This is a genomic window from Saccharopolyspora rosea (assembly GCF_025643595.1).
Classification (GTDB): domain Bacteria; phylum Actinomycetota; class Actinomycetes; order Mycobacteriales; family Pseudonocardiaceae; genus Saccharopolyspora; species Saccharopolyspora rosea.
Genome location: NZ_CP102826.1, coordinates 3,932,003 through 3,955,579, shown reverse-complemented (window position 1 = coordinate 3,955,579; position 23,577 = coordinate 3,932,003). Strand labels below are relative to the sequence as shown.

Below are 23,577 nucleotides of genomic sequence, written 5' to 3'. Positions count from 1 at the left end.
GGGCTCTGTGGATCGTGCGCCCACCGCGCAGCATCGAGCGGTCAGCGGGTCAGCCGGAGCAGCGCCAGGTACGCCTCGGGGGCCGCGTCGCCGTGCTGGGCCGCTGTTCCGGGCGCGCGCCACGCGGTCACCGCGGAACGCTCGATGCGCTCCAGCGTCCACGGGGACCGCGCCGCGAGGGCGGCGAGGTCGTCCGGTCGGAGGAGGGCGATGGTGTCCCAGTCGCTCCACTCCGTGCGCACGTCGCCGTGTTCGACCCGCATCCGGTACCGCTCCTGGCGGGCCGCGGTCCCGGAGGGGACGTCCGGGGGCGGGAGGGCCATGTTGCCCACGATCCGCGCCCCGGGGTTCGCCAGTGCGGCCAGCGAGCGCAACACCGCCTGCGGGTCGGGGACCGCGCCGAACAGCTCCAGCCCGCTGCCGAGCAGCAGGAAGGTGTCGAAGGTGCCGAGGTCGGCGGGGAGATCGGCGAGGTCGCCGACCCGGGCGTCGACCCCGAGCCGGCGCGCCGCCGCCACGGCGTCCGGGGACGGTTCGAGCCCGACGACCTCGTGGCCGGACGCGGCCAGCGCGAGGGCGTGCCGTCCCGCGCCGCACCCGATGTCCAGCACCCGGCCCGAGGCCCACCGGCACCCCTGCACCTCGCTGGGCCACCAGTGCTCCGGCGAGCTGAAGTAGAAGCTCGCGTCCTCGGTCCAGGAATGACCGGTGTCGGCCTCGTAGACCAGTTGCACGCCGCCCGGATCGCGGTCGTGCTCCACGACGAGGCGGTAGACGTATCCGTACGTCTCCGGCAGGGTCATCCGGGGTGGTCGGGTCGACGTCGTGGTGGAGTTCATCCGGGATTCCTCCTTCCTCCCCGCGGCCACCGGTCCGCGCGGGCAGCGGGCGCGGCCAGCCTTCCGAGCCGGGTCGGCCGCGGGCAACTCGCGAACGCCGAAGACGACCCGAACGAGCGTCCTTTGTGGACTCGTCCGGAGCGGTCGGCGCGCTTCCTCCGCCGGTCACCACCGCACGGGCAGCGCGCGCATGATGCGCACCTGGATCCCCTTCCGCCACGGCATCTCCGCGAGCGGGATGGCACCGCGCAGCTCCGGGAACCCGTGCAGCACGGCCGCGATGCCCTCCTCCAGCTCGATCCGGGCCAGCGCGGCGCCCAGGCAGTGGTGGATGCCGTGGCCGAACCCCAGGTGCGGGTTCGACCGGCGGTGGAAGTCGACCTCCTCCGGATCGTCGAAGACGGCACCGTCCCGGTTCGCGGCCGGGATGACGGGCAGCACCGCCTCGCCCGCGCGCACCAGGGCGCCGCCGAGCTCGACATCCGCCACGGCGTAGCGGGCGAAGGCCACGTACGCGTCGAGGGGCACGAAGCGCAGCAGTTCGTCGACCGCGGCGGGCACCAGGGACGGGTCGCGGCGGAGTTCCTCCCACCGCTGCGGGCGTTCCAGCAGCACGTGGATCGAGTTCACCAGTTGCGCGGCCGACGTCTCGTACCCCGCGATGAGCAGCACGCCGACCAGCTCCACGAGTTGCCGGTCGGACAGTTCGGCACCGCCCTGCTGGTCCTGGATCAACTTGCTGACCAGGTCGTCCCCCAGGTCCGCGCGGCGTCGTTCGACGAGTTCGGCGAGGTAGGCGTACAGCGCGCCGGTGCGCCGCCGGATCTCCTCCGGCGACAGCGACGTCGTGCTGGAGAAGGCGTCCAGCCAGGTCCGGAACCGGGTGTGGTCGGCGGTGGGGACGCCGAGGTACTCGCAGGCGATGAGTCCCGTCAGCGGGATCGCGAAGTCCTCGACGAGGTCGGCGGGCGGGCCCTGCCGCCGGGCGCGGGCGACGAGGTCGTCGGCCAGTTCGCGGACCCGCGGTCGCAACGAGGCGATCCGGCGGGCGGTGAACGCCCCGGTGAGCAGCCGGCGCAACCGGGTGTGCTGCGGCGGATCCATGCCCAGGATGCTGGTGTTGACCGGCTCGGGTGTCAGCCGGGCCTCGTCGTGCTCGGCCGCGGCGGCGCGGCTGAACCGGGGATCGGCGAGCACCGTCCGGACGTCCTCGTGCCGCGTGACCAACCAGGCGTCGTCGCCGTGCGGAACGCGGACGCGCAGCGGTCCGTGCTCCCGCAGCCGCGCGTAGCGCGGGTCCAGGTGCAGCCCCTCGTACTCGGCCCACGGGAACGGCACGGCGGGCGGATCGTCCGGTCCTCCCGCGTGGCGCGGGAATTCGTCGCGGCGGTCGGTCACGGTGCGCCCCTTCCCGTCGTGCTCACGCCATGCCCCCGGTCGCGCGGATGTTCTGCCCGGTGATCCACGCGGCGTCGGGACCGGCGAGGAAGGCGACCACCCCGGCGATGTCGGCGGGCCGTCCGAGCCGCGCCAGCGGCGTCATCGCGACGGCGGCCCGCAGCTCCTCGGGAGGGTTGCCCCGGCGCAGCAGGTCGGTGTCGGTGGGACCGGGGGACACCGCGTTGACCCGGATACCGCGTTCGGCGAGTTCGCAGGCGGCGACCCGGGTGAACTGCTCGACCGCGGCCTTGGTCGCCGCGTACACCGCGCCACCCGGCGCGGGCAGCGCGGTGGCCACCGAGGACACGGTGACGACGCTGCCCGAGTCGCGCATCCGCCGCGCCGCCTGCTGGATGGCGAAGAACGCGCTCTTGGCGTTGACCGCCATCAACCGGTCGTAGAACTCCTCGGTGGTGTCCACCACGGGCACGTCGGCCCCCGCGCCCGCGTTCGCGACGAGGACGTCGACGCCGCCGAAGGACCGCTCCGCTTCGTCGAACAGGCCGCGGACGTCGTCGAGGTCCGACAGGTCGGCCCGCACCGCGTCCGCCCGGCCGCCCGCCGCGCGCAGGTCGGCGACCAGTTCCGCGGCCAGGTCCGCGCGCTGGTGGTAGCTGAACAGCACGCTCGCGCCGTCGGCGGCCAACCGCCGCACGATCGCGCGGCCGATGCCCCGGGATCCCCCGGTCACCACCGCGACGCGCTCATCGAGCGCACCCATCGCACCTCCCGCGGGCCGGGGAGCGGCGGTGCGGGACGTGCCGGGCGCCCGTCGCGCGGGTGCAGTGCGGAGTTCGCAATGGACGGTCCTCTTCCTCCTGCTGCGCCGGGGAGTTCCGGGCGCGGCTCGCCGATTCGATCGCGAGCGGCCGGGCGGCCGCAAGACAGCGGCGCCCGCGGGGGAACAACACCATCCATCCGTGGTGGATGGTCGTGACGGAGCGGATTCCAAGATCACCTGGCGGTGGGTTGTTGCGGCTCGATGGGTTGATCATCGCTGACCGAGGCGCTGGCGGCCCGGTATGACTCGGGTTGGGTGTCTCGGCGGGCGCCGAGGCGGGAAGCGTGTCCACGAGGATCGGGGACGGACTGTGCGCCAGACGACGAATCGGCTCGGGGAAGCGGTCCTCGCGCGCCGTCCGGCCCTGCGCGGGCGGCCCGGTGGTCCGGCCGAACAGGCGTTGCTGAGCGCGCGCGAGCTGGTCCGACCGGCACTGGCCGACGCCCTGTCGGCGCTGCCCGGCCCGGTTCGGCGGGTCGCCTCCTACCACATCGGACTCCCGGTCGAGGAGTGCGACGGCGCCCGCGAACCAGGTGGTTGGGACGGCGGCAAGGGACTGCGGGCCGCGCTGGCGCTCGCCGGGGCGCGCGCCGTCGGCGCGGAGGCGTCGCGGGGCGTCCCGGCGGCGGTCGCCGTCGAGCTGGTGCACAACTTCACGTTGCTGCACGACGACGTCATGGACGGGGACCGCACCCGCAGGCACCGCCCCGCCGCCTGGGTCGCCTTCGGCGTGCCCACCGCGGTGCTGGCCGGGGACGCCCTGCTGGTCCTGGCGCTCCGGGCGCTCACCGGCGCCGGGTGCCCAGGCGGGGTCCCACTCGTCGTGGAGGCGCTGGAGAACCTGCTCCACGGTCAGAGCCAGGACATGGCCGCCGCGCGCCGCGACCAGGTCACCGTCGAGGAATACCGGGACATGGCGGCGGCGAAGACCGGCGCGCTGATCGGTTGCGCCTGCGCGCTCGGAGCCGTGCTGGGCGGCGCCTCGACCTCCCGCGCGCGGCACCTGGAGGAGTTCGGGCGGCACGTCGGCGTGGCGTTCCAGTGCGCCGACGACCTGCTGGGCATCTGGGGCGACCCCGGCAGGACCGGCAAGCCGGTCGGGGCCGACCTGCTCGCGCGGAAGAAGACCCTCCCGGTCATCGCGGCCCTGGGCGGTGCCGGGCCGGAGGCGCGCCGGCTGGCCGGTTTCTTCGCCTCGGACGGGGCGTGCGCTCCCGACGAGGTCGCCGAGGTCGCCGACGCGATCAGGCGGGCCGGTGGGCACGACCGGGCCCGCGCGGAGATCGAGCACCAGATCGAGCGCGCGCTGGACCGCCTGGACGCCGCGGCTCCCGTCGCCGCCGCCCGCGAAGAACTCGTCGCCCTGGCCGGACTGGCCGGGTGGCGCGACCTGTGACCAGCACCCGGCGAGGAAGGTTGGCGATGACCGCGACGACCGCGCTGCAGACGCGGATGACCCTGGACAAGGCGGCCGAGTACCTCCGGCGTCGGCAGGACGACGACGGGCTGTGGCGCGACTTCGCCACGCCGTTCGGATTCAGCGCGGACTGGGTGACCGGCTGCGTTCTCCGCTCCCTCGCGGGAGTTCCGGGCACCGAGGACTGCGTGGCGCGCGGCGCGACCGCGCTGCTGCAACGGCAGCGGCCCAACGGCGGGTGGGGGTTCAACGAGAACGTCCCCACCGACTGCGACAGCACGGTCTGGGCGCTGCTGGGCCTGCTCGCGGTGGAACGCGCCCCGGAGTCCACTGTGGATGCGGCGCGCGGCTACCTCGAAGCGCACCGCGACGCGACCACGCGCGGCTTCAGCGTCTACACCGATGCCGACGAGATCGACACCTCCTTCGGGTTGGAACCCGATTTCGTGCACGGGTGGAAGCAGCCCGCGCACTGCGTCACCGCCGCCGTGGTGCAGGCGCTCCTCGCGTGCGGCGGCACCTCGGAACTCCTGGTCCGGCAGGCCGTCCGCTACCTGCTCGACGCCCAGCGACCGGACGGGTCCTGGACGTCGTACTGGTGGCACGACGCGGCCTATCCCACGCTGCACGCCGTCACCGCGCTGGTGGCCGGCGGCGCATCCCGGCCGGAGGCGCTGGAACGCTGCGTCGCGCTGCTGGTCTCGCGGCAGGAACCCTCGGGGGCCTGGACGACGCCGATGGCGCCGGACGGGCACCCGTTCGCCACCGCCTGCCACCTGGAAGCGCTCCTGGCCCAGCCGACCACCTCGGCGGCCGCTGCCGCCGCCGAACGCGCCGCCGCCTGGTTGCGCGAGGCGCAGCACCCGGACGGCGGCTGGACCCCGTACCCGATCATGCGGATCCCGATGCCGAACACCGTGGACCCCGCCGAGGTGACCGACTGGTACTTCGACGAGGAGATGCTGCCCGTCGTGCTGCGCGACGCCAACGGTCTCTACACCACGGCCGCCGCCGTGCACGCGCTGAGAACCGCGGTGGCACGGGAGGAGTCCCGATGACGGCGCACACCTCGGCGGCGACCGACCCGCCGCTCTTCCCGCTCGACGCGCCGTCGGTGCACGAACCGCGGCACGGCACCCGTCTCGGAGGTGGGCGGGCAGCCGCGCAGGTCGCGCTCGCGGCGCTGCGGCGCCGCTTCCCCGGACTGCGGTCGGCGGTGCCGGAGTCCGAGCCGCGCATCCGGACCGGCCTGATCGGCACGGGCCTGGACGCGCTGCCCGTCGAGAGGTGACGGGGCGCGGTTCCGGTCGGCACCGGAACCGCCGGGTGGTCGTTTCCGCGTTGTCGAAGATCGGGAGGAATGCGCGCATGACGGTCCCATCGGGCGTTCGAGGCGCGAGCCGGGGGAGCGGTCCGGCCGACCAGCGCCACGACGAGTTCCTGGCGGCGATGTGGCACCGCGTGTGCGCGGCGCTGGGCTTCGGCGCCGCCGAACGCGCCGCGGTCGCGGACCGGCTCGGCGACCTGCTCGGGCCCTGGGCGCGGCAGCGCCTGGGCTCCCGGCCGCGCTACCCGTCCTACGTCTCGCACGGCGGGCTGCCGCTGGAGATGTCGGTCAACTGGTCGGCGGGCGGCACGCAGGTGCGCGTCGTCTGGGAATCGCTGGGGGAACCGGAACCGACCCCGGGTTCCTGCCTCGACGCGGGCCGGGCGTGCACCCGACGGCTCGGCGACGAGCCCGGGATGTCGCTGGCCCGCTACCGCGAGGTCGAGCACCTGTTCCTCGGCAGCGAGGGGACGGCGGCGCACCGAGCGCAGAATCCGCGCACCCCCGTGGTGTGGAACGCGCTGGCGTGGTCCCCGGGGCGACCGCCCGCGTTCGGGGTGTACCTCAACCCGCAGGTCGACGGCCCGGGACGTGCCGAACCGCTGGTCGGCGAGGCGATGCGGGTCCTGGGCCTGGAAGACGCCTGGCGGCGCGTCGGACCGCGCTACCCCGAACTGGTCGAGCACGGGCACGAGGTCCAGGGCTTCGCGATGGACCTGGTGGACTCCCGGGCCGCGCGGGTCAAGGTCTACCTGGTCGGCTACGGCGCCTCGGTCGCCGACCTGGGGCAGGTCGTCGCCCTCACCGACCACCCGGCGGGGGACCGGCTGCTCGACGCCTGCCGGCGGACACTCGGGCACGACGGGCCGTGCCGCGGCATGCCACCCGCGACGTGCCTGGGCTTCCGCACCGGCCACGACCGCCCGACGGCCGCGACCGCGTACCTGCCCGTTCCCGACGGCGGCCTGCGCAGCCGGCACCGCATCGCCGAGGTGATGGCGGACAACGGTCTCGACCCGGCGGGCTACCTCGCGGTGCTGGCGGAACTGACCGGGCCGGACCACTGCCCGGGCGCGCAGAAGTACGTGAGCTACAAGGCCGACGGAGACGCGCTCGCCGTCTCGGCGTACCTGAAGTTCGACGCGTACGAAGCCGACCGGGCCGACGAGCTGCCCGCCGTGCTGAACGCGAAACCCGCCGGGAGGCCAGTCGGTCCGACCACGCATTCCTAGGGAGTGTTTCGGAAGTGCTGTGCGTGGCGGTGCCGGTTGCGAGACCACTCACCGAAAGAGAAAGCGGCTCACGCCGCTGATAAAAACACGCGCTTGTCCGCTCGCGAAAGGATCCGACAGTTGCCGACGACCACATCCCGCACGCCGCGCGCCTCGGCCACCCTGACGGCGTGCTTCGCGGAGCAGGTCGCGCGACGGCCCGAGGCGACCGCCGTGCGCGGTGACGGCGTCGAGGTGTCCTACCGGGAGCTGGACGCCCGCGCCGAGCGGCTCGCCGGGGCGCTGGTCGACCGGGGGGTGCGGACCGGGGAGCCCGTGGCGGTGCTGCTGGACCGCTCCGCCGACCTCGTCGTCGCGATCCTGGCGGTGCTGCGCGCCGGAGGTGCCTACCTGCCGCTCGACCCGCGGCAGCCCCCGGCCCGGCTGCGGTCGATCAGCGCGGTCGCGGGAGCCCGGGTGGCGGTGGTCGACGACCCGGGCACCGCGCCGGACGTCGTCAGCGCGATGGCGGTCGTCGGGGTCCGGTCCGGCGGAGAGCTTTCCGGTCCGGGCGCCGCCGACCCGGGCCAGCTCGCGTGCGTGATGCACACCTCCGGATCGACCGGGCTGCCGAAGTGCGTCGCCGTGACGCACCGCAACATCGTCGAACTGGCGCGGGACCCGCGCTGGCGGGGCGGTGCGCACGAGCGCGTGCTGCTGCACTCGCCGCACGCCTTCGACGCCGCCACCTACGAGCTGTGGGTGCCGCTGCTCTCCGGCGGGACCGTGGTCGTGGCGCCCCCGGGGCCGCTGGAGCCGACGCGGCTGCACCGCCTGCTCACCGGCGGTGGCGTGACCGCGATGTGGGCGACCGCCGGGCTTTTCGCGCTGTGCGCGGAGCAGGCGCCCGACTGCTTCGCGGGGCTGCGGGAGGTGTGGACCGGTGGTGACGTGGTGTCCCCGGAGGCCGTGCGCCGGGTGCGCGCGGCCTGCCCGGGACTGGTCGTCGTCAACGGCTACGGACCGACGGAGGCCACCACCTTCGCCACCTGCCACCGGGTCGCGCCGGACGACCCGGTCGGCACCACCGTCCCCATCGGACGTCCGATGTGGAATACCGGCTGCCACGTGCTGGACGACCGGCTGAACCCGGTGCCGCCGGGCGGCGCCGGTGAGCTCTACCTCGCGGGCAGCGGACTGGCCCGCGGCTACCTCGACGATCCGGGGCTCACCGCCGAGCGGTTCGTGGCGAACCCGTTCGGCCCGCCCGGGGACCGGATGTACCGGACCGGCGACGTGGTGCGCCGGCGCGCCGACGGGGTGCTGGAGTTCCTGGGGCGCGCCGACGACCAGGTCAAGATCCGCGGTTTCCGCGTGGAACCGGCCGAAGTCGCGGCCGCGCTGGAGGAGCACCCCGACGTGGCCCGGGCCGTGGTCGTCGCGGGCGAGGACGGCGCGGGCGGCAAGCGGCTGGTGGCCTACGTCGTCCCGGACGGGCGGCGGGACCCCGCCGACGACGCGCAGCGGCAGGTGGACGAGTGGCGGCAGGTCTTCGACGACCTCTACGAACCCGCCCGCCGCGCCCCGCTCGGCGCCGATTTCAGCGGCTGGACCAGCAGTTGTGACGGCCGCCCCATCCCACTGGCGCACATGCGCGAGTGGCGGGACGCCGCGGTGCGGCGCATCCGGGAGCTGCGGCCGCGCCGGGTGCTGGAGATCGGCGTCGGCACCGGGCTGCTGCTGGCGGAGCTCGCCGGGGACTGCGAGGACTACTGGGGCACCGACGTCTCCGCTGCCACGATCGCGACGCTGACCGGCCGGCTCGCTCAGGAGACCGGGTACGCCGACCGGGTGCGGCTGCGCGTCCAGCCCGCGCACGACACCTCGGGGTTGCCGCACGGGCACTTCGACGCCGTGGTGCTGAATTCGGTGGTCCAGTACTTCCCGTCGCGCGAGTACCTGGTGGACGTGCTGCGCCGGGTCCGGCCGCTGCTGGCGCCGGGCGGCGCGATCTTCCTCGGCGACCTGCGCAACCACCGGCTGCTGCGGTGCCTGCGCACCGAGGTGCGGCTGGACGCGTTCGCGACCGACCCGGCGGCCCTGCGCGCGGCGGTCGACGCCGACGTGTCCGCCGAGGAGGAACTGGCCGCGGACCCGGACTTCGCCGCGGCGCTCGCCGACTCCGTCGAGGGCGTCACCGGCGTCGACGTGCGGATCAAACGGGCGGTGCAGCACAACGAGCTGTCCCGCTACCGCTACGACGCGGTGCTGCACACGGCACCTCCGGAGCGGTTCGTGCGGTGCGACGCGCTGCCCCGGCTGCGGTGGGGCCGGGACGTCGCCGACGTGGCGGGGTTGTCCGCGCACCTCGCGTCCGCGCGCCCCGAGGCGCTGCGCCTGGTCGACGTCCCCAACGGCCGCGTCGCGCGGCAGGCGCGGTGGGTGCGGGAACTGGCCGCGGGCGAGGCGCCGGTGCGCGGGCGAGGGCCGGAACACCCGGATCCCGAGGACTTCCACGCCGTCGGCGAACGCCTCGGCTACCGGGTGGTGGTGACGTGGTCGGGCGCGGCCGAGGACCGGGTCGACGTCGTGGTGCTGCGCGGCGACCGCACCGGTCCGCTGCACGGGGTGTACCTGCCGGGCGGCGAGCACGACCGGCCGGGCACGAACGAACCCTGGCGACCCCGCGCCGCCGGGGCGCTGACCCACGCGTTGCGGGCGCACCTGCGCGACCGGCTTCCCGAGTACCTGCGGCCCGGCGCGATCGTGCTGGTGGACTCGCTGCCGCTGAGCGACACCGGGAAGGTCGACCGGGCCGCGCTGCCGCCGCCCCCGACCGCGCCGTCCCGTCCGGGGCGGCCGCCGCGGACCCGGGCGGAGCGGTTGCTGTGCGGTGCGTTCGCCGAGGTGCTCGCGGTGCCGTCGGTGGGCGTCGACGACGACTTCTTCGCGCTGGGCGGGCATTCGCTGTCGGCGGCCAGGCTGGTGGCGCGGGTGCGGGCCGCGTTCGGCGTCGAACTGCCGCTGCGCGCGGTGTTCGACGCGCCCACCGCCGCTGGGCTCGCCGAACTCCTCGCCACCGGGCACCGGGCGCGGTCCCGGCCGAGGCGCCGCGCGCGCCGCGATGCCGCTGCGCTCTCGCACGCCCAACAGCGGTTGTGGTTGCTGAACCAGGTCGAGGAGCCGAACGCGGCGGACAACGTCCCGCTCGCGCTGCGGCTGTCCGGCCCGCTGGACTCCGAAGCGCTCACCGAGGCGGTCCGCGACGTGGCGGAGCGGCACGAGACTCTGCGCACGCTCGTCGTCGAGCAGGACGGCGCGGTGCGGCAACGGGTCGTCGAGGTCACCGACATGAAGGTCGACGTGACGCACACCACGCCGGAGCGGCTCGACGACCTGGTGCGGCGGTCGGCGCGGCGCCGGTTCGACCTCTCCGCCGACATCCCGGTGCGCGCCGAGCTGTTCTGCTGCGCGCCCGAATCGCACGTCCTGCTCCTGGTGTTCCACCACATCGCGGTCGACGGGTGGTCGCTGGGCGTGGTGGGCCGGGATCTCGGCACCGCCTACGCGGCGCGGCTGGCCGGGACCGCCCCGCGGTGGTCACCGCTGGACGTGCGCTACCGCGACTACGCCGAGTGGCAACGGCAGGCCCTCGACGACCCGGACGGACCGCTGCGCGGGCAGCTGGAGTTCTGGCGGCGGACGCTGGCGGGCCTGCCCGAGCGGATCCCGCTGCCGACCGAGCGGCCGCGCCCGGCGGTCGCCGCGCACCGCGCGGACACCGTCTTCTTCGAGGTCGACGCGCGGGTGCACCGGGGTTTGGCCGCGCTGGCCGCGGACAGCGGCGCGAGCCTGTTCATGGTGCTGCACGCGGCACTGGCGGCCCTGCTGACCAGGCTCGGGTGCGGTACCGACATCCCGATCGGCACCCCGGTCGCCGGACGGGCGGACGCGGACCTGGAACGCCTGGTGGGGTTCTTCGTCAACACGCTGGTGCTGCGCGTGGACACCGCCGGGAATCCCCGGTTCGGCGAGCTGCTGGGCCGGGTGCGCGAGGCCGACCTCGCCGCCTACGCGCACCAGGACGTGCCGTTCGACGTGCTGGTGAAGGAACTCCAGCCCACCCGGTCGCTGGCGCACCACCCGCTGTTCCAGGTCATGCTGGCGTTGCAGAACGCGCCGGAGAGCGGTTTCGCGCTGCCCGGGCTGGAGGTGACCGACGAACTGGTGAGCCCCGGCGACACGCGTTTCGACCTGGTGCTGAGCCTGCACGAGCGCACCGCCGCCGACGGCGGTCCCGGTGGGCTTTCCGGTCGGCTGGTGCACCGGACCGACCTGTTCGGCCGCGACAGCGCGGCTGCCCTCGCCGCGCGGTTCCGCGGGTTCCTCGCAGCGGTCGCCGCCGACCCGGCGCGCCGGATCGGCGATCTGGACGTCCTGGATCCGGCGGAACGCCACCGGGTCCTCGTCGAGTGGAACGGACCCGACCGGCGGCTGCCGCCCGCGACGCTGCCGGAGCTGTTCCGGGCACAGGTCGAGCGGACCCCCGGTGCCGTCGCCGCCACCGACGGGAACGTCGAACTGTCCTATGCGGAACTCCAGCGGCGCGCCGCGCGGCTGGCCGGGAACCTGGTGGACCGCGGGATCGGCCTGGAGCGGATCGTGGCCGTGGCGCTGCCGCGCTCGGTGGAGCTCGTCGTGGCGTTCCTCGCCGTGCAGCAGGCGGGTGCGGCGCACCTCCCGGTGGACCCCGAGCACCCCGTCGCCCGGATCCGCCACGTCCTCGACGACGCCGGACCGGACCTGCTGATCACCACCGGCGATCTCGCCGCCGCTCTCGGCGACTGCCGCGTGCCGCGGACCACGCTCGACGCGCTCGACGGCGCGAGCACCGCGGCGCGCGGTCCGGCGCCGCACCCGGACGACCTCGCGTACGTGATCTACACGTCGGGTTCCACCGGACGTCCCAAGGGCGTCGCCGTGCCGCACAGCGGAATTCCGGCGCTGGTGGCCACGGCGCGGGAGCGGTTCGACATCGGTCCGGGCAGCCGGTTGCTCCAGTTCGCCTCCCCGAGCTTCGACTCGGTGCTCTGGGAGCTGTGCGCGGCCCTGCTCACCGGGGCGACGTTGGTGCTGGCAGCCCCCGACCGGGTGGCCCCCGGCCCGGCGCTGGCGGAACTGGTGGCCGAGCAGGGCATCAGCCACGCGACCGTGCCGCCCTCCGCGCTCGCGGTGCTGTCCCCGGCGGACTTCCCGGGGCTGCGCTCGGTCATCGTGGCGGGCGAGGCGGTGTCCGAGGAGCTGGTGCGCCGGTGGTCGCCGGGGCGTCGGCTGCGCAACGGCTACGGCCCGACGGAGAACCGGGTGTGCGCCGCGATCAGCGACCCGCTGTCGCCGGGAGGCGTTCCGCCCATCGGCAGGCCCACGCCGGACACCCGCGCGTACGTGCTCGACGAGCGGCTGCGGCCGGTGCCGCCGCTGGTGGCCGGGGAGCTGTACCTGGCGGGCAGCGGGTTGGCGCGCGGATACCTGCACGACCCGGCGTTGACCGCCGAACGCTTCGTGGCCGACCCGTTCGGCCCGCCCGGCGCGCGCATGTACCGGACCGGCGACGTGGTGCGCTGGACCGGCCACGGGGTCCTGGAGTTCGTGGGGCGGGCCGACGACCAGGTCAAGATCCGCGGATTCCGGGTGGAGCCCGGGGAGGTCGCCGGTGAGCTGGAACGCCTCCCCGGGGTCTCGCGCGCCGTGGTGGTGCTCCGCGAGGACCGGCCCGGCGACCGGCGCCTGGTGGCCTACGCCGTGCCGAGCCCGGGGCGGGAACCGGACGGACGGGAGTTGCGCGCCCACCTCGCCAGGACGCTGCCCGCCCACCTGGTGCCCGCCGCCGTGGTCGTCCTGCCGGACCTGCCGGTGACGAGCACCGGCAAGGTGGACCGGGCGGCGCTGCCCGCTCCCGTCCTGAGTGGACGGACGGGTGGTTCGCCGGGCAGTGCGCGGGAACGACTGCTGTGCGCGCTGTTCGCCGAGGTGCTGGGTGTGCGGGAGGCCGGCGTCGAGGACAACTTCTTCGACCTGGGCGGGCATTCGCTGCTCGCGGCCACCCTGGTGGGCCGGTTGCGCCGGGAGCACGGCGAATCCGTGCCGGTGCGCGCCGTGTTCCAGCGGCAGACCCCGGCCGCGCTCGCCGCCGAGCTGGAGGACCGGGCGCCCGGCGGGATCCCGGTGCACGCCGAGCTCGTCGCGGAACCGCCGCTGGACCCGGCGATCCGCGCCGAGTCCGGCGTCGAGTGGGCACGTGCCGTCGCTCCCCGGCACGTGCTGCTCACCGGCGCCACCGGTTTCCTCGGCGCGTTCCTGCTGCGCGAGCTGTTGGCGCGCACCGACGCCGAGGTGTGCTGCCTGGTCCGGGCCGACGACGAGCGGCAGGCCGCCGACCGCGTCCGCGACGCGCTGCTGCGGTACGGGCTGCGGGACCCGGTGGCGCAACGCCGGATCCGGCCGGTGGTCGGGGATCTCGAACGACCGCTGCTCGGGCTGGATCCCGCCCTGTTCGACGTGCTGGCCGACCGCGTCGACGTCGTCTACCACGCGGGGGCGCGGGTCAACGCCGTCGAACCCTACGCCCGGTTGCGCGCGGCGAACGTGTCGGGAACGCAGGAGGTCCTGCGGCTGGCGGCGCGCGGGCGGGCGGTCCCGGTGCACCACGTGTCCACCGCGGCCGTGGCCGTGCCGCTGGGCGGGGCGGACGTGGTGTTCGAGGACCGCCGACCAGCCGCGACCGACGTGCTGCCCAGCGGCTACGTCGCCAGCAAGTGGCAAGCCGAGGACCTGCTCTGGACCGCTGCCGACCGGGGACTGCCGGTGAGCGCCTACCGGCCCGGCCGCATCGGCGGCAGCACCGGAACCGGAGCCGTGGGCACCGATGACGCGCTGTGGAACCTGGTCCGCGGGATGCTCGTGCTGGGCGTCGCACCGGCGTTCCCGCCGGGGCGACGGGCGGTCGACTTCGCACCGGTCGACCGCGTCGCCGGGGCTGTGGTGGCGCTGTCCCGCTCGCCCCGGGCGAGCGGCCGGGCCCACCACCTGACGACCGCCGAACCCGTGCCGTTCGAGGTGTTCACCGCCTGGTTGCGCGAATTCGGCTACCGGCTCGCCGAAGAACCCCACGACGACTGGCTGGCCGCGCTGCACGAGCGCACCACCGGAGCCGACCGGTCCCTGCACCGCGCGGCCCTGCTGGGGGAGTCGCTGCCGCAGCTGCTCGAACTGGCCGCGCAGCGCTTCGACCGGACCAACGCGCTGCGCGGCGGCGTGCAGCTGCCGACCCTCGACCGGGAAGCCGTCCACGCCTGCCTCGGCCATCTCGTCGGGATCGGCTTCCTCCCCGGACCCGACCACCCCGCACGAGAGGACGGCCCGCGTCCATGAGTCGACCCACCCGAGCCGTCGTCCTGGGCGGCGGGCTGGCGGGCATGCTCGCCGCCACCGTGCTGGCCCGCCACAGCGATTCGGTCACCGTTGTCGAACGCGACCGGTTCCCCGTGGCACCGGCCGACCGCAGGGGAACCCCGCACACCCGGCACACTCACGTGCTGGTCTCCGGCGGCGCGAGGGCGCTCGACGAGCTGCTGCCCGGCACGACGGACGCGCTGCTGCGGCACGGCGCCCAGCGCCTCGGCATGCCCGACCGGCTGCTGGCGCTGCTGCCGCGCGGGTGGTTCGGGCGCTTCGACGAGATGCAGTTCGTCATCGGTTGCAGCCGCGCCCTGCTCGACTGGGTCGTCCGCGGCCGGGTCCTGGCCGAGGACCGCATCTCGGTGCGCGCGTCCACCGACGCCGTCGGACTGCTGGGCACCGCCGAGCGGGTCACCGGGGTCCGGGTCCGCGACCGGCGCAGCGGTCAGGTCAGCGGTCTGGCGGCGGATTTCGTGGTGGATGCCACCGGGCACCGCTCCGGGGCCACCGACTGGCTGACCCGGCTCGGTCTGCCCGCGCCACCCGAGGGGCACGTCGATCCTCAGGTCTTCTACAGCACCCGGGTCTACCGCGCGCCGGACGGTGTCGCCGAGGACTTCCCGGGGATCAACATCATGTCCGACCCGGCTCGCACCGACCACGTCGAGGGCGGGGTGCTGCTGCCGATCGAGGGCGGCAGGTGGATCGTCACCCTCGTCGGCACGCTCGCGCACCGGCCGCCGACCGAGGCGTCGGCCTTCGCGCCCCACGCGCGTCGGCTGCGCCACCCCGTCATCGCCGATCTCGTCGACCTCGCCGAGCCGCTGACCGCTCCGCGCGGTTTCCGCGTCCCCGCCAATCTCCGGAGACGTTTCCACGACCTCGACGCCTGGCCGCGGGGATTCGTCGTCCTCGGCGACGCGACCTGCACGGTCAACCCGGTCTACGGCCACGGCATGGCGCTGGCCGCCCGCGGCGCGCTCGCGCTGGACGGCGGACTGCGGCGGCACGGGCTCGACGGCGACGCCCGCCACGTGCAACGCGACATCGGCCGCAGCGCCGACCTGGCCTGGGACATGGCGACCGTCCAGGACCTCCGGTACGCCGCGACGCCCGGACCCCGGCCGGGCCCGCTGGGGCGTGCCCGGCTGCGCTTCATGGACCGCCTGGTCGCGACCGCCACCGACCGCCCCGCCGTCGCCGCGGCCCAGCTGGGCATCTACACCCTCGCCCGGTCCCCGGCCGCGCTGCTGTCGCCCCGCGTGCTGCTCGGCACCGTCCTCGGGCCCCGTCATCCCGCCCGGACGGATCCCCCGCTGCGCGACGGGGAAGTCGCCGGCGGCCGGAACGGACTCACCGGAGTGGACGGAAGTGGTGCGCCGGTGTCGGGGAGCGCCTGAGCACCAGCGCCAGTTCCCGTCCACAGTGGAGCGGATGTCGCTGTTCCGGCGGGCTCGTCACCGGCCGGTCGGTTCGGCGCGCAGCCGGGCGAGTTCCGCCGTGGTGTTGTCGTGGACCAGGTCGATGAAGCGCCGCACCGCGGCGAGTTCCGCGTCGGTGAAGTCCGCGAGGTCGTCGAGGGTGCAGGCGGCCAGTCCGGCGTAGTGGGCGCGGACCCGGTCGAGACCCTCGGCGGTGGGTTCGATGAGCACCCGGCGCCGGTCGTCGGGGTCCCGGATCCGCTCGATGCAGCCGGCCGCGTCGAGCCGGTCGATCATGCGCGACACCGAGCCCGACGTCAGCCCCACGTGCCCGGCCAGCTCGGCGGCGGTGGCGGGGCCGAGCCTGTTGAGCGCGTGCAGGCAGTCCAGGTCGCTGAGCGCGACGCCCATCCGCTTGGCGACCTCGGCGTTGAGCTGGGTGGTGGCGTTGCCCCAGTCCGGCAGGGCCGCCAGCACCCGCTCTGCCGCCGTAGCGCTGTCCGTCCCGGTCACCCGTGCCGCCTTTCCGCCGCTGCTTGCGGCCGGACGCTAGCACCAGTAACCTGCGCCGCGCAATTGCTGCGTCGCGCAGTAGGTGTGTGGCGCAGCGGAATGGTTCCGAGGTCGAGGAGTGCGGGTGCGCGCGTTGCTGTCGACGATCGGGTCGCGTGGCGAGGTCCAGCCGGTGGTGGCGCTGGCCTCGCGGCTGCGGGACCTCGGCCAGGGGGTCCGCGTGTGCGCGCCGCCCGACTTCTGCGACTGGATCGAGGGACTGGGGATCCCGGCGGTGCCGGTCGGTCCATCGATGCGCCGGTCCGGGTGGGACCTGTCCTCACCCGAGGGGCGCCGCCGCGCGGCGGAGGACACCGTGGCCGCGCAGTTCGCCGCGCTCCCGGAGGCCGCCCGGGGGTGCGACGTGTTGGTGGCGTGCGGGGCCCTGCAGATCGCCGCGCGCTCGGTGGCCGAGCTGCTGGGGATCGGCTACGTCCACGCCCACTTCTGCCCGGCCACCCTGCCGTCCCCGCACCACCCGCCGGCTCCGTGGCCGGGGTGGCCGCAGGACGCGACGGGTGACAACCGGCAGCTGTGGGCGGCGGACGCGCGGCGCTGGAACGACACCTGGGGCGCCGCGCTCAACGACCACCGCGCCCGCGCCGGTCTGGCCCCGGTCGACGACGTCCGCGGCCACGTCCTCACCGATCGGCCCTGGTTGGCCGCCGACCCCGTGCTGGGGCCGTGGCCGGGCGAGCGGCACGTGGTCCGGACGGGTGCGTGGATCCTGCCGGACGAGCGCCCGCTCCCGCCCGAGCTGGCGCAGTTCCTCGACGCGGGCGAGCCGCCCGTCTACTTCGGACTCGGCAGCATGCCCGCCCCGGCCGAGGACATCGGCCGCGTGATGGTCGCCGCCGCCCGCGCGGTCGGCCGCCGCGCGATCGTCTCCCGGGGGTGGGCCGACCTGGCACCGGGCGCCGACGGGACTGACCGCATCGTGATCGGGGAGGTCAACCACCAGGTGCTGTTCCGGCGGGTCGCCGCCGTCGTGCACCACGGCGGAGCGGGCACCACCACCGCGGTCGCGCGAGCCGGAGCGCCCCACGTCGTGCTCCCCCAGGTCTACGACCAGCACTACTGGGCCGGGCGCGTCGACACCCTCGGGATCGGGATCGCGCACCGCCACCGCAGGCCGACCGCCGACTCGCTGGCCACGGCCTTGGAGCTGGCCCTGGAACCCGGCGTCACCGGCCGGGCCCGCGCCGTGTCCACCACGCTCCGCTCCGACGGCGCGCGGATCGCCGCGCGACGCCTGGTGTCCCAGTGGGAGTCCTGATCCGACCGGACTTGTCCGGAGTGGACGGTCGTGCTCAGGCGGTGCGCAGCGCGTAGAGCGCGATCCCGGCCGCCACGCTGACGTTGAGCGAGTACTTCTGCCCGTGGACGGGGATCTCGACGAGGACGTCGCAGCGGTCCCGCAGTGCGGGGTCGATGCCCTTCACCTCGTCGCCGAGCAGCACCGCGACCTTCTGCGGTGGCGAGTACTCGGCGAGGGGGATCGCGCGCGGGTCGATCTCCAGCCCGACCAGCTGGTAGCCCTCGTCGCTCAGCGAATCCAGCAGGACGTGCACGTCCGGATGGCGGGCGAACGGCATCGTGCGCTCGGCCCCGGCGGCGGCCTTGGCCAGCTGGCGGGTCTGCCGGGCCTGGAGCTTCTCGCTGCGCTCGTCGCCTTCGTGGGCGGGGTACGGGGTGAAGCCCGTCACGTGCACCGTGTCCACCGCGAAGACCTCGCCCGTGCGCAGCAGCGAACCGACGTTGTGCACCGACCGCAGGTTGTGCGCGATCACCACGATGCTGCGCTGCTGATTGCCGTTCACAACAGCTGAAGCCTACCGGACCGGAGCGGGCGGATCCGCGGTGCTCGCGGGCAGCGCGGGACGGTCATGGGCGGACCGCGCCCGCCGGGGAGGGCAGCGGCGCGGGCGCACCGCCCGGGGCGTCGTCCAACAGCGCCCGGCGGTACACCGCGAGCACGTTGGCCAGCCTGGTGCGGGCGTGCCGTGCCGCGGCGTCGTCCGCGCCGATCCCCACGTGCGCGCACACGCCCCCGGCGGGCGCGTGCCGTTGCTCCTCGTCGGTCACGTGCTCCATCTTCGCCGCGCCCGGTTTCCGGGCTGAAGGCGGGTCGGTCCGGAACCGCCGGTCGGGCACCTCGTGCGTGCGCGGGGTCAGCCCCCGTTGGGCGGCTGCTCGATCGTCTCCGGCCGGAAGGCGTACACCGCGTCCCCCTCGACGAGCACGTGCCAGTCCTGGTCGCAGACCCGGTCGGTCCTGCTCTCCTGGCCGTGCGGCCACCAGCCGGCGGTCAACGTGGCCGCCGCCGTCGCCGCCGGTCCCGGTGCGCAGCCGGGCGGAAGTTGCGCGCCGGGAGCGGTGAACCGCAGGATCCGCTCCGTGCCGGTGGTCCGGACCGCCTCGGTGACCGACGTCGCCTGGTCCGGCACCCAGCCCGGCAGCCGCGCGTCCGCGTTGTTCTTGCCCTCCGCGCCGGTGGCGTAGCGGACCGTCTTGATATGACCGTTCGCCTTCTCGGCCACGGACTCGCCGAGTTCGCACCCGGACAGCGCGACCACCGCCGTCAGCCCGACGAGCGCCGCACCGGTCGTGCGGATCGCCCTGCTCATGCTCGTGTTCATGCCGCCGAGTCAACCGCGCCGCCGATCGCGCCACATCGATCTTCTGGCCAGGCTGGATGGCCGTCAGAACGATCTCCAGCCCGGCGGTGTCGTACCTCCGGCCTGGGCATACATCAGGAGGGGCTCCCGGAGTCGAGACGGCCGCTGAGGTTCCGCCACCGGCACCGCCTCGCACAACGAGTTCAAAGACAGTTCTAGGCTAAGCGGCCACCGACTGTGGGAACGCGAGCACGCGGTCCGGGTCGTAGGTCGCCGCCACGGAGCGGAGCCGGGACAGGTGGGTTCCGTAGTAGTCGCCGGTCGGCTGGTCCGGGTCGATGTAGTTGACGTAGGCGCCGGTGCCCGCGACGTCGCGGAGCCGGTCGCGGACCCGGCGCACCCGCGCCGTCGCCGATCCCGCCGCGCCCGGCTTCGCGCTCGCGTAGATCTGGGCGGTGGCCATCGCGTCCCGGTGCGGGAACGCGGTGTCGCCCGGGGCGATGTCGCCGACCGCCCCGCCGAGACCGTCGACGATCACGTCGAGCCCTGCCGAACCGGTCACCAGACCCTCCACAGTGGTCGGTTCGGCGCGCTGGCGCAGGACGACCGAGGACGCGGCGAACCCCTGCTTGTCGCTGCTGCCCGCGAAGTACCGCATCGCGTCCAGGAAGTCCCGCGACCGGACGGTGCGCGCGCTGGGGCGGACCCCGGCGCGGCGTTCCAGGTCGTCCAGCAGCGGGTCGAGCTGTGCGGCGCTGCCGACGAAGCACCCGGCCACCCGCGCCTTGGGCGGCTCACCGGCGGAGATCGTGCAGTTGGTCCACAGCTCGCGCGGAGCGCCGGCCAGCCAGTCCTGCCACGCGCCGAAGACGTCGGCGGTCGTGCCGGCCGGGAACTTCAGGGAGAACACCGCCAACCGCGGGGCGGGTGCGGTGGCCAGCCGCAACGAGGTCACGATGCCGAAATTGCCGCCGCCACCACCGCGCAGCGCCCAGAACAGCTCGGGTTCGGAGTCGGCCGAGGCGGTGACGGCGCGTCCGCTGCCGGTCACCACCCGCGCCGACACCAACCGGTCGCAGGTCAGCCCGTACATGCGGGTCAGCGGTCCGATTCCGCCGCCCAGGGCGAGTCCGCCGACGCCCACCGACGGGCAGGAGCCCGCGGGCAGGCACCGGCCGGACCGCGCCAGCGCCGCGTAGAGGTCGCCGAGCCGCGCACCCGGACCGACCGAGGCGGTGCCGTCGGAGTGCACCTCGACCCCGTTCAGCCCGTCGAGCGCGACGACCAGGCCGTCCTGCGGGGTCGAGTACCCCGCGTAGCTGTGCCCGCCGCTGCGCGCCGCGACGGGCATGCCCGCGCTGCGCGCGAACCCCAGGCAGGCGCGCACCTCCTCCGGCGTGCGCACGTGCGCGAGCGCGGCGGGCCTGCGATCGGCGTGGAGCAGGTTGAACGGCACCCGCTCCTGCTCGTAGCGCGCGTCCGACGGGAGCACCAGCCGGTCCCCGAGCAGGGCGGACAGCGAACTCCAGTCGGATCCGGCGGACACCGCGTCGGCGACCGCCGGGCTGTGGCGGGGCAGGAAGGCCGCTCCGGCGACGCCGGCGGCTCCGGCGGCGAGAACCCCGAGCGCCGCCCGCCGTCCGATCTTGTTGACCACGTTGACTCCCCCTGAGATCACTGGTGTTTCCCCTATGGACGTCGGAGCGGGGGAGTGGTTGACCGAGTGCGCGGTGATGCCCGTCACTCGACCGGTCGATCAGGACACTGTGGACGGTGAGCGTCGGAGTCCGGCCCGGTGGTCGCGTCGGGTGTCGTCAGCGCTTAGAACAAGTTCACTCGCGAGTGGGTGGGCGGTGGAGGGGTGTGAACGGGATCAGTGCCCCTGTCTCGCGCTCGGACTGCTCCGTTCGGCGGCATACTGGTAGAACGTGTTATTGACTCGCTCGGCGGGGATTCCGTAACCTGCCCGCAGGTGCAGTTAGGGCTTTCGGCGAGGACGGAGCACCATGACCACCGCGCCCACCACGTGCATCATCGGAGCCGGGATCAGCGTGTTGTGCGCCGGCAAGATGCTGTCGGACTACGCGGTCCCCCACGTGTGCTTCGAGTCATCGGACCGCATCGGCGGGAACTGGGCCTTCGGCAACCCCAACGGGCATTCGAGCGCGTACCGGTCGCTGCACATCGACACCTCCAAGCACCGGTTGTCGCTCAAGGACTTCCCGATGCCCGAGCACTACGCCGACTTCCCGCACCACAGCGAGATCAAGGAGTACCTGGACGACTACGCCGACGCGTTCGGGCTCCGGGACAACATCCGGTTCCGCAGCGAAGTGCGGCACGCCCGGCGGCTGCCCGGCGGCGGCTGGGAGATCCGCACCGGCGACGACCAGGTGCACCACTTCGACTTCCTGGTGGTGGCCAACGGGCACCACTGGGACCCGCGCCTGCCGGACTTCCCCGGCGCGTTCACCGGCGAGGCGATCCACTCGCACCACTACGTCGATCCGACCGACCCGTTGGAACTGCGCGGCAAGCGGATCCTCGTCGTCGGCCTGGGCAACAGCGGCGCCGACATCACCGTGGAGCTGTCCCAGCGCGCCCACGACAACCGCGTGGTGCTCTCGACGCGGTCGAGCGCCTGGATCGTGCCCAAGTACGTCATGGGGATCCCGGCGGACAAGCTGTTCGCCACCATCCCGCAGATCCCGCTGTCCTGGCAGCGCCGCTTGCTGCGCCGGAGCCCGGCGCTGATGACCGGGCGTCCGGAGCGGTTCGGGCTGCCCACGCCGAACCACCACTTCCTCCAAGCCCACCCCACGCAGTCCCAGGAACTGCCGGTGCGGCTCGGGTCCGGCGACGTCACGGCCAAGCCGGACGTCGCGCGGCTGGACGGTCGGCGGGTGCACTTCGTGGACGGCAGCAGCGCGGAGTTCGACGTGATCGTCTACGCCACCGGCTACAACATCACGTTCCCGTTCTTCGCCCCGGAGTTCCTCAGCGCCCCGGACAACCGGTTGCCGCTGTACAAGCGGATGTTCCACCCCGAGCTGGACGACCTCGCGTTCGTGGGATTCGCGCAGGCGACCCCGACGCTGTTCCCGTTCATCGAATGCCAGGCCCGGCTGCTGGCCGCCTACCTGCGCGGGCTGTACCGGCCGCCGCCACCGGCCGAGATGCGCCGCGTGATCACCTCGGACGAGCAGCGCTTCGTCGCGCACTTCAACGACCGGCCGCGGCACACCCAGCAGGTGGACTACTTCGTCTACGAGCACGAGATCCGCACCAGGGAGCTGCCCGCCGGCCACCGGCGGGTGCGCGAGCGCGGACCGGTCCCGCTGGCCGGCCGGGTCGGGAGCCGCGCATGACACCTGCGACGATCAGCTTCGGCTCCGGGAACACCCGCTGCTCGGCCTGGCACTACCGCGGCGCCGGTGACGAGCTGCGCACCGCGGCCGGGCGCCCGTGCGTGGTGCTGGGCCACGGGTTCGGCGCGACGAAGGACTCCGGTCTGCGGGAATTCGCCGAATCCTTCGCCGCGGCGGGAATGGACGTGCTGGCGTTCGACTACCGCGGGTTCGGCGACAGCGGCGGCCTGCCGCGCCAGACCGTGTCCCTCGCCGAGCAGCTCGCCGACTACCGGGCCGCCACCGGCGCCGCCCGGCAGCTCGACGGCGTGGACCCGGACCGGGTCGCGCTGTGGGGAGTCTCGCTGTCCGGTGGGCACGTGTTCGTCGCCGGTGCCCGGGATCCGCGCGTGGCCGCGGTGATCGCGCTGGTCCCCATGGTCGACGGCCCGGCGGCCGGTCGCCAGGCGCTGCGCCACCACTCCGCGGCGCACATGGCCCGCTCCGCGGCGGTCGGCGTGGCGGGCCGGATCGCCGCGCTGCGGCGCAAGAACCTGCTCGTCCCGCTGGTGGGGCGGCCGGGCGAACGCGCGGCGCTGACCCTGCCCGGGCAGTTCGACGCCTACACCGCGGTGGCGGGGCCCACCTGGCGCAACGAGGTCAACGCCGCGGCGGCGCTGGAGATCGGCCGCTACCGGCCGATCCGGCACGCCCGGCAGGTGCGCTGCCCGCTGCTGGTCCAGATCGCCGATCTCGACCAGATCAGCCCGGTGCGCGCCGCCGCCAAGGCCGCCGAAGCCGGCCGCGGCGAGGTCCGCCACTACCCGTGCGACCACTTCGACGTGCTGCCCGGCCGCCCCTGGTTCGAGCAGGCGGTCGAGCACCAGATCGCCTTCCTGCGGCGGAAGTTGGCCCGGTAGACCACAGTGGACGCCCGGCCGCTCGGAGAGTCCGGAGCGCGGCGGGCCGACTCGAACGCGGGGATGTCCTCGGCCCACCCGCGGCCCGGGTCCGGAGTCCGGCCGGACCTGGCCGAGCGGAGCCGGTTGGTCGTCATCACGTCCGTCGTCGGCCGACTCGCCGTCCAGGCCGACCCGCGACGCCCTGCTGCGCGGACTACCGGGGCGAGAACCCGGCGCCGAACCGCGATGAGCGCCCCGGCGGTG

At 74.6% G+C, this 23,577-nt stretch carries 17 protein-coding genes; 9 read left to right on the top strand and 8 right to left on the bottom strand.

Annotated elements, in window-relative coordinates:
• Positions 1–41: 41 nt before the first annotated feature.
• From NV263_RS18300 to NV263_RS18290, 3 genes are all read right to left on the bottom strand, one after another.
• Positions 42–839 (bottom strand): class I SAM-dependent methyltransferase, encoded by a 798-nt coding sequence (locus tag NV263_RS18300; RefSeq protein WP_263247557.1) that lies wholly within the window; start codon positions 837–839, stop codon positions 42–44.
• A gap of 165 nt (positions 840–1,004) precedes the next feature.
• The gene (locus tag NV263_RS18295) at positions 1,005–2,237 is read right to left on the bottom strand and encodes a cytochrome P450 (RefSeq protein WP_263247556.1); all 1,233 of its coding nucleotides are present in this window, start codon (positions 2,235–2,237) and stop codon (positions 1,005–1,007) included.
• A gap of 22 nt (positions 2,238–2,259) precedes the next feature.
• The gene (locus NV263_RS18290) at positions 2,260–3,000 is read right to left on the bottom strand and encodes a glucose 1-dehydrogenase (protein ID WP_263247555.1); all 741 of its coding nucleotides are present in this window, start codon (positions 2,998–3,000) and stop codon (positions 2,260–2,262) included.
• 370 nt (positions 3,001–3,370) lie between these two features.
• Here NV263_RS18290 and NV263_RS18285 point away from each other — a divergent pair, with 370 nt between their 5' ends.
• The 6 genes from NV263_RS18285 (at position 3,371) to NV263_RS18260 (ending at position 15,873) form a co-directional block, all read left to right on the top strand.
• Positions 3,371–4,456 (top strand): polyprenyl synthetase family protein, encoded by a 1,086-nt coding sequence (locus NV263_RS18285; RefSeq protein WP_263247554.1) that lies wholly within the window; start codon positions 3,371–3,373, stop codon positions 4,454–4,456.
• A gap of 26 nt (positions 4,457–4,482) precedes the next feature.
• A complete protein-coding gene (locus tag NV263_RS18280; RefSeq protein ID WP_263247553.1) occupies positions 4,483–5,535 on the top strand; it encodes a prenyltransferase/squalene oxidase repeat-containing protein in 1,053 nt (350 codons plus the stop codon).
• Entirely contained in the window at positions 5,532–5,768 is a 237-nt protein-coding gene (locus NV263_RS18275) for a hypothetical protein (RefSeq protein WP_263247552.1), read from the top strand. The genes NV263_RS18280 and NV263_RS18275 overlap by 4 nt, the downstream gene beginning before the upstream one ends.
• Before the next feature lie 77 nt (positions 5,769–5,845).
• Positions 5,846–7,036, top strand: a complete 1,191-nt coding sequence (locus NV263_RS18270; protein ID WP_263247551.1) for a tryptophan dimethylallyltransferase family protein — start codon at positions 5,846–5,848, stop codon at positions 7,034–7,036.
• Between the two features lie 120 nt (positions 7,037–7,156).
• Positions 7,157–14,446 (top strand): non-ribosomal peptide synthetase, encoded by a 7,290-nt coding sequence (locus NV263_RS18265; RefSeq protein ID WP_263247550.1) that lies wholly within the window; start codon positions 7,157–7,159, stop codon positions 14,444–14,446.
• Entirely contained in the window at positions 14,443–15,873 is a 1,431-nt protein-coding gene (locus NV263_RS18260; RefSeq protein ID WP_263247549.1) for an FAD-dependent oxidoreductase, read from the top strand. The genes NV263_RS18265 and NV263_RS18260 overlap by 4 nt, the downstream gene beginning before the upstream one ends.
• Positions 15,874–15,930: 57 nt before the next feature.
• Here the strand turns inward: NV263_RS18260 and NV263_RS18255 are convergent, their stop codons facing one another.
• Positions 15,931–16,407 (bottom strand): MarR family winged helix-turn-helix transcriptional regulator, encoded by a 477-nt coding sequence (locus tag NV263_RS18255; RefSeq protein ID WP_263247546.1) that lies wholly within the window; start codon positions 16,405–16,407, stop codon positions 15,931–15,933.
• A 124-nt stretch (positions 16,408–16,531) separates the two neighbouring features.
• Between NV263_RS18255 and NV263_RS18250 the strand changes: the two genes are divergently transcribed.
• Positions 16,532–17,722: a glycosyltransferase gene (locus NV263_RS18250; protein WP_263247544.1), complete on the top strand. Its 1,191-nt coding sequence runs from the start codon at positions 16,532–16,534 to the stop codon at positions 17,720–17,722.
• Positions 17,723–17,756: 34 nt separating this feature from the next.
• On the opposite strand, the gene NV263_RS18245 is transcribed toward NV263_RS18250, so the two are convergent.
• The 4 genes from NV263_RS18245 to NV263_RS18230 form a co-directional block, all read right to left on the bottom strand.
• Positions 17,757–18,266, bottom strand: coding sequence for a TrmH family RNA methyltransferase (locus NV263_RS18245; protein WP_263247542.1), 510 nt, complete (start codon positions 18,264–18,266; stop codon positions 17,757–17,759).
• A gap of 64 nt (positions 18,267–18,330) precedes the next feature.
• Positions 18,331–18,531: a hypothetical protein gene (locus NV263_RS18240; protein ID WP_263247540.1), complete on the bottom strand. Its 201-nt coding sequence runs from the start codon at positions 18,529–18,531 to the stop codon at positions 18,331–18,333.
• An 86-nt stretch (positions 18,532–18,617) separates the two neighbouring features.
• The gene (locus NV263_RS18235; RefSeq protein WP_263247539.1) at positions 18,618–19,073 is read right to left on the bottom strand and encodes a hypothetical protein; all 456 of its coding nucleotides are present in this window, start codon (positions 19,071–19,073) and stop codon (positions 18,618–18,620) included.
• Positions 19,074–19,284: 211 nt separating this feature from the next.
• Positions 19,285–20,742, bottom strand: coding sequence for an FAD-binding oxidoreductase (locus NV263_RS18230; RefSeq protein WP_263247537.1), 1,458 nt, complete (start codon positions 20,740–20,742; stop codon positions 19,285–19,287).
• 328 nt (positions 20,743–21,070) lie between these two features.
• Between NV263_RS18230 and NV263_RS18225 the strand changes: the two genes are divergently transcribed.
• Together NV263_RS18225 and NV263_RS18220 are read left to right on the top strand one after the other, a co-directional pair.
• Positions 21,071–22,432 carry a flavin-containing monooxygenase gene (locus NV263_RS18225; protein WP_263247536.1) on the top strand — a complete coding sequence of 454 codons (1,362 nt, stop codon included), beginning with the start codon at positions 21,071–21,073 and terminating at the stop codon, positions 22,430–22,432.
• Entirely contained in the window at positions 22,429–23,331 is a 903-nt protein-coding gene (locus NV263_RS18220) for an alpha/beta hydrolase (RefSeq protein WP_263247535.1), read from the top strand. The genes NV263_RS18225 and NV263_RS18220 overlap by 4 nt, the downstream gene beginning before the upstream one ends.
• The last annotated feature ends 246 nt before the right edge of the window (positions 23,332–23,577 follow it).

Bases quoted from the DNA above. Each gene is read 5' to 3' on its own strand.
- NV263_RS18220 (WP_263247535.1), top strand. From the start codon at position 22,429: ATGACACCTGCGACGATCAGCTTCGGCTCCGGGAACACCCGCTGCTCG.
- NV263_RS18235 (WP_263247539.1), bottom strand. From the start codon at position 19,073: ATGAGCAGGGCGATCCGCACGACCGGTGCGGCGCTCGTCGGGCTGACG.
- NV263_RS18290 (WP_263247555.1), bottom strand. From the start codon at position 3,000: ATGGGTGCGCTCGATGAGCGCGTCGCGGTGGTGACCGGGGGATCCCGG.
- NV263_RS18300 (WP_263247557.1), bottom strand. From the start codon at position 839: ATGAACTCCACCACGACGTCGACCCGACCACCCCGGATGACCCTGCCG.
- NV263_RS18260 (WP_263247549.1), top strand. From the start codon at position 14,443: ATGAGTCGACCCACCCGAGCCGTCGTCCTGGGCGGCGGGCTGGCGGGC.
- NV263_RS18270 (WP_263247551.1), top strand. From the start codon at position 5,846: ATGACGGTCCCATCGGGCGTTCGAGGCGCGAGCCGGGGGAGCGGTCCG.
- NV263_RS18280 (WP_263247553.1), top strand. From the start codon at position 4,483: ATGACCGCGACGACCGCGCTGCAGACGCGGATGACCCTGGACAAGGCG.
- NV263_RS18225 (WP_263247536.1), top strand. From the start codon at position 21,071: ATGACCACCGCGCCCACCACGTGCATCATCGGAGCCGGGATCAGCGTG.
- NV263_RS18275 (WP_263247552.1), top strand. From the start codon at position 5,532: ATGACGGCGCACACCTCGGCGGCGACCGACCCGCCGCTCTTCCCGCTC.